Source organism: Nostoc sp. CALU 546, from assembly GCF_048836525.1.
Map to the genome: position 1 here is coordinate 62361 of NZ_JAWJTF010000040.1, position 6580 is coordinate 68940.

The following is a 6580-nucleotide window of genomic DNA, read 5'->3' on the forward strand; positions in this document are numbered from 1 at the left end:
AATATAAATCGCGGCTAAATAAATTTTGATAAGCATTTTTAGGCTTTATTAAAAAATATTATTTAATACTAGTCTTATCAAAAGTTTAGGGAAATTTTAAACCAATATTTATCACTTAGATAGACTCTCATTCATACTGAATTCTGACTGGAGGCGGAGCGTCTCCGGCTCCGCTTCTGAATCCTGAATTATTGTTGATAAAATTAAAATTTACTAAGAAATTAAGAAAGTAATGCTGACAAAAATTGCTGTTGAAAATATTCTGGAACGTGCCTTGATGGGGTACGATTTATCTCTCGAAGAGGGAGTGGTATTGTTACAACAAACTGACCCGGAGGCGATCGCAGCAATACGTGCTACATCCGATACACTCCGCCAAATACAGGCAGGTGATACTGTCACCTATATAATTAACCGCAATATCAACTTTACTAACATTTGTGAGCAGCACTGTAGTTTTTGTGCTTTTCGTCGAGATGATGGTGATACCGATGCATACTGGTTAGATTCGGCGCAAATTTTGGAAAAAGCGACAGATGCGGTGCGCCGGGGTGCGACAGAAATCTGTATGCAGGGGGGGTTAAATCCGCAAGCACTGATAAACGGCAAATCTTTGCCCTATTATCTCAAGGTCGTAGAAACGATTAAACAGGAATTTCCCCACATACATCTCCACGCATTCTCTCCCCAGGAAGTGCAATTTATCGCCAGACTTGACGGACTTGAATATGCTGATGTGATTATTGCTTTGCGCGATGCTGGTGTTGGTTCAATGCCGGGAACAGCAGCGGAAGTGTTAGACGATGAAGTAAGGCGGATACTGTGTCCAGAGAAGATTAATACAGCCACTTGGCTAGAAATTGTCAGCACCGCTCATAAATTAGGCTTGCATACCACTAGCACCATGTTATCTGGGCATATTGAAACCCACGAACAGCAAATCGGGCATTTAGAAAAATTGCGATCGCTCCAAAAAACCGCCATTAATCAAGGATATCCAGCAAGGATCACAGAGTTTATTTTATTACCCTTCGTTGGCCAAGAAGCGCCCAAATCCTTACGTCGCCGTGTGGGACGCGATCAACCAGTTTTGAGTGATGCACTACTCTTAGGGGCTGTGGCGCGGATTTACTTAGGTAATTGGATTCCTAACCATCAGCAGAGTTGGGTAAAACTGGGGCTTGCAGGTGCGACAGAAGCCTTAGTTTGGGGTTGCAACGATATCGGCGGCACATTGATGGAGGAACACATTACCACAATGGCAGGTGCTTTAGGTGGTACGTGTATGGAAGTGGAAAGCTTGCAAGCTGCGATCGCATCTTTAGGACGACCTTACCAACAACGGGAGACTCTTTATCAAAAAGTCATTAGTCATTAGTCATTTGTCTCCCCTATCTCCCCACTCCCCACTCCCCACTCCCCTATCTTCCTACTCCCCACTCCCCACTGAATTGATCCCCAAGATACCAATCCAAGATAGGATGGACGTTGATTTACGTATACTTTTACTTAATGCATATGAAGCGCTATTGGTCGCGTTTGCTTGCGCTGGTTTTGGTTGTAGCTATCGGCTTAATGGGCTGTTCTGGTAGTCCAGATAGTTTAAGTGGAGATTATCGCCAAGACACCTTGGCTGTAGTCAATATCATGAGACAAGCTTTAGAACTATCAGAAGATTCGCCAGACAAAGCAGCAATTCAAGCAGAAGCGCGTCAAAAAATAAATGACTTTTCAGCTCGTTACCAACGGGCTAACTCTGTTTCTGGTCTTGGCTCCTTTACAACCATACGAACAGCCCTCAACTCCCTGGCTGGACATTACAGTTCTTACCCAAACCGTCCCGTACCCGAAAAACTCAAAACTCGTCTAGAGAAAGAGTTACAGCAGGTAGAGACGGCACTGAATCGTGGCGGTTAATTATTAACTATTGCCTACTCAATCATCAAGAGTCAGGAGTCGAAAGTTTTGACTCCTGATCCTTTATGATGGAGCAATTTGTCAATATAACTTACCCAATAGCATATTAAACTTACTCTCTATTCAGGTTTTTTATACTGCCATATTCACCAGTCAGACAGAAAACATTGCTAAATTCTGACTCCTGAATTCTGTTTGAAATATATGTAGGGTAGGCTTTACGTACCAAAACCTGGATATGTGAGGCACAGTCATATCTAAACATTACTTAAAATTTTTCACATATCATTTAGGATTCTTATATATAATTTGATACACGTTGCCCCTAATTATCTGGGTTGGGGTGAATGATTAATTATTGTGTTCATCTACTGGTAGATATGTCTAACCGTCCCTTGAACGTTGGAAGATCAACATTATTATTTTGGCAGCGCCTATTCGCTGTTGTTTTTACTAGTAGTTCGTTGCTTCCCAACTTTGGGGGCGAACCAGCAAGGGCACAAGTAACTGAATATTGTCAGTTATCATCAGCGGCGGCGCAAGAAAAAGAAAACTTACGTTTATCAGCCCTCAAAGGCAACCAAAATGCTCAAACGCGTTACCAAAATATATTACAAAAACAAGCACAGGAATTAAAGAATTGCCGCACTCGGACTTGGCCGCAAGTCCAAGCCCTCTGGTTGCGCTTGTATCCTTGTGACATTCAGCCAGGAGCAATTGATCAGGTTATGGATCGGATTGTTAACCGTGGCTATAACCAAGTTTATTTAGAAGTATTTTACGATGGGCAGGTATTATTACCCGCAACAGCTAACCCGACGGCTTGGCCTTCTGTGATTCGCACTCCAGGAGCAGAAAACATCGATTTATTCGCCACAGCAATTAAAAAAGGTCGGGAACGTGGTTTAAAAGTCTACGCCTGGATGTTTACCAACAATTTCGGCTATACTTACGCCCAGCGCCCAGATAGAGAAGATGCGATCGCTCGTAATGGCAAAGGTCAAACGAGCCTATATGTGGTAGATAACGGTTCTCAACTATTTATCGACCCCTACAACACGCAAGCGAAACGCGACTACTACCAATTAGTACAAGAAGTTTTGCGCCGTCGCCCAGATGGCTTGCTATTGGACTACGTGCGTTATCCCCGACAAGCTGGAAGTGATTCTATCGCCACCAAAGTTTCAGATTTATGGCTCTTTAGTCCCGCAATCCAAGAAGCTTTATTTAAACGGGCACAAAATTATAAAGGGTTGGACTTAATTCGCCGCTTTTTGAGGAAGGGATTCGTCACTGGCACAGATATAACGGAAGTTGATAAACTTTATCCCCAAGAAGGCGAACCCCTTTGGCAAGGACGTACTCCCTCACCAGCGCAAAAATCAATCCAGTCTGCAACCGATAGACAACCAATTTTACAATGGGAGTTGTGGCAGCTTACCGTTGCCCACGCTATGCAAGGAATTCTAGATTTTGTCACCATAGCTAGTTACCCAGCAAAGCAGCAAGGTGTTTCCACAGGCGTGGTGTTTTTCCCCGATGGGAATCAAACTGTAGGACAAGGGTATGATTCCCGTTTGCAGCCTTGGGATCGATTCCCCACTACATTAGAGTGGCATCCAATGTCTTATGGGACTTGCGGTAACGTTAGTTGTATTGTGGCGCAAGTGCAACGGGTTTTGAGTATGACTAAACCGGGTACTCAAGTCATCCCAGCTTTAGCCGGCAAATGGGGAGAATCAATTAGTAATCGTCCATCCCTGGAAGCGCAAATGCAGTCACTTCGCAAATTTTCTCCCCAATTAAAGGGAGTCAGCCATTTTGCCTATTCTTGGCAATACCCTCAGCATGATAACGATCGCAAATTCTGTCGCACTCAGTAAATAACAGAATTCAGGAGTCAGAATTCAGAAGAAAATTCCCCTCATCTCTCACTAATTGATTTTGAATTCTGTCTTCTTATTCAATTCACTTAATGTGAAGTTGACGGTTAGAAAAAGGCAAAAAGCTTGCTAGATATGAAGCATAAGAAACCGGGTATGTATTGCAATCGCTACGCCCGCCGCAGGCATCGCTAAGATTGATCGAAAATCGGCAAACAAGGCACAAAAAAACACCGAGACTAAAAATATCTGAGAAAAATCTTTCTTCTCGTCTATGTTTACCATTGTATCTCGCCTCGACATCACACAAATCTTTTGAAGTTTCATGATTTCTGCAATCAATGGGAAAGCTTGCATTCTGTGATACTGTAAGAGCATATTTGAAAAGTATCGGAAGGTATAATTTTGCCCTTCTTTCTTGGGTTAAGCGCTACGAAAAACAAAAGTTGTAGCCATATTTTGAGATGCTTTGGCGTGCTAAATATGAGAGCAAAAGAACCTTTCCAAATATTCTCTAAACGTAGAATATACATATTCTAGCTACTACAAATTATTGAGGATTAACTATGGAACCTGTTTCTCTGATTATTACGGCTTTAAGTGCTGGTGCGATCGCTGCTGCGAAAGATACCGCAGGAACAGCCGTGAAAGATGCCTATCAGGGGTTGAAAACCTTGATTAAGAAGAAGTTTGAAAATGAACCAAAAGCACAAATGGTTCTGGAAGAACACGAAACAGATCCCGAAACCTATGAAGCACCACTTAAAAAGAAATTAGCGGCAGCTGGTATTGATAAGGATCAGGAAATTATTAAAGCAGCCGAAGAGGTAATGAAAAAAGAAGATCCTCAAGGATTTCAAGAAGGCAAATATAATACAAATGTATCAGTTCAGGGTGATGTATTTGGTGTGGCTGGAACAAACTCAGGAACGGTTAATATTGGCCCAGTAACTAAGGGTAAATAAATAATCTTTGACAGTGTTTAGTCAAATTTAATAAAATTAAAATGACTGTAAATCCTTCCAAAGTAACGACTGAAGGTGATGTCTTAGGCGTTGCTGGAACAAATTCAGGAACTGTCAATATCACCTATTTTTCTCAGACTTCAGATACTGAGATTCATGCCCGAAAGCTTATTAAAAGTTCTCCATATTTGGGATTAAGTAAATTTGAGACGGAAGATAGTAGTAAGTTTTTTGGCCGAGATAATTGGATTACTGAATTAACAAATCACTTCACAGAAAAGAATGTTCTTCTGCTTTTAGGGGCATCTGGAAGCGGTAAGTCCTCCTTAATTCGAGCGGGTTTAATTCCTGCTTTGAAAGATCAGCCTAGTTATGAAGAATTAGTAAATTTAACCTCTGTTCCTGATGCCAATCCCTTTGTATCTTTCCATAGTAGTCTTCTAAATAAAAAGTATAAACAATCGGACACGGAACTGGCTCAGACTGTTAAAGAAGATACTATTATGAAAGTTGTTCAATCTCTTAAGCGGGATTCTAAATGGCTAATTTTTATAGATCAATTTGAAGAATTATTCACCACAACACCGAAGACAACAAGAGATATTTTCATAAAAAGCCTCATTGGATTGCTTGAAAATTCAGATACTTCTGTTAAAGTTATTTTGACTATGCGGGCTGATTTTCTTGATAAATTAAGTCCTTATAAAAAATTAGGAGAAATCCATGATAAGTTTGGTGTAATGCTAACAGACATGGATGATAGTGAGCTAAGATTGGCAATTGCTGAACCTGCGGCTAGAAATGGAGTAACTTTTGAACAGGGATTAATTGAGCAAATTATTGCCGATTTTCATCAACAGGCTGGGTCTTTACCACTTTTGCAATATACTTTAAACGAATTGTGGAAAAAAGATAATATTCAAGACAGAGTTTTAAATACCAAGACTTATCAAGATTTGGGAGGAGTGACAGGCGCACTCCAGCAACAGGCTGATAAAATATATGATGATTTTAATGAACAAGAAAGAAAAGCAGCACAAAACATTTTTATAGCATTAATCGGATTAGAACGCAAAGAAGCTGTTAGTAAAAGGGCTGATATAACGGCTTTGGAGAAAGATGAGACACAAAAAAAAGTTCTGTATACATTGATTGATAATCGCCTCTTGGTAAGTAAAAGAGAAGACGGAAAGGCGACGGCTGAAGTGGCACATGAGGCATTACTCCGCTCTTGGAAAGTTTTACAGAATTTAATTCGGGAGAAAGAAGAGATAATCGTCCTGGGAAATCGGTTATCTGCTGATGCGAAACAGTGGGATGAGTTACGCAAAAAAGATGCCCAAAAAGCCAATAGTGAACTCTGGAGCGGTTCTAAGCTGGTGCGAATTATTGAGCTTGAGAAAGAGCAATCTTTCCCTAATTTTGATGATGTGGCGAAAGAATTTATTAAGGTTAGTGCTACTCAAGCAGAACACCAAAAGAATGAAAAAATTAGAACAGCGCGAACAATTGCTGCGGGTTCAGTGGTGGCGGTGGTAATTAGCAGTGGATTGGGTTTGACGGCATGGAATCAGACCAAGCAGGCACAAGTCAATCAAGCTGAATCTCTGAGTAGATATTCCTTATCTCTAATTAATGAACATAAAGACTTAGAAGCTTTCGTCACAGCAATAAAAGCAGGAAAAATCCTGCAAAGCCAACATAAAACTCAACCAGGAACTTTAAATGCTTTGCAGACAGTTCTGGTTCAGGGAAGAGAACGAAACCGCTTAGAAGGGCATCAAGACACAGTTCTAAGTGTGAGTTTCAGCCCGG

At 41.1% G+C, this 6580-nt stretch carries 4 protein-coding genes and 1 pseudogene; all 5 read left to right on the plus strand.

All coding sequences use genetic code 11. From position 1 onward, the window contains the following. Positions 1-232: 232 nt before the first annotated feature. Entirely contained in the window at positions 233-1378 is a 1146-nt protein-coding gene (cofH, locus tag RRG12_RS20325) for a 7,8-didemethyl-8-hydroxy-5-deazariboflavin synthase subunit CofH (RefSeq protein ID WP_420760507.1), read from the plus strand. 134 nt (positions 1379-1512) lie between these two features. Then, positions 1513-1917 (plus strand): photosystem II protein Psb27, encoded by a 405-nt coding sequence (psb27, locus tag RRG12_RS20330; RefSeq protein ID WP_176726911.1) that lies wholly within the window; start codon positions 1513-1515, stop codon positions 1915-1917. Between the two features lie 380 nt (positions 1918-2297). Beyond that, positions 2298-3800, plus strand: coding sequence for a family 10 glycosylhydrolase (locus tag RRG12_RS20335; RefSeq protein WP_420760510.1), 1503 nt, complete (start codon positions 2298-2300; stop codon positions 3798-3800). A gap of 566 nt (positions 3801-4366) precedes the next feature. Then, positions 4367-4765, plus strand: a complete 399-nt coding sequence (locus RRG12_RS20340) for a hypothetical protein (protein WP_420760508.1) — start codon at positions 4367-4369, stop codon at positions 4763-4765. A 41-nt stretch (positions 4766-4806) separates the two neighbouring features. Then, positions 4807-6580, plus strand: a pseudogene (locus tag RRG12_RS20345) (hypothetical protein); the annotation flags it as partial.

Excerpts from the sequence above, each read along its gene's own strand:
- RRG12_RS20335 (WP_420760510.1), top strand. The coding sequence starts at position 2,298 with ATGTCTAACCGTCCCTTGAACGTTGGAAGATCAACATTATTATTTTGG.
- RRG12_RS20340 (WP_420760508.1), top strand. The coding sequence starts at position 4,367 with ATGGAACCTGTTTCTCTGATTATTACGGCTTTAAGTGCTGGTGCGATC.
- cofH (WP_420760507.1), top strand. The coding sequence starts at position 233 with ATGCTGACAAAAATTGCTGTTGAAAATATTCTGGAACGTGCCTTGATG.
- psb27 (WP_176726911.1), top strand. The coding sequence starts at position 1,513 with ATGCATATGAAGCGCTATTGGTCGCGTTTGCTTGCGCTGGTTTTGGTT.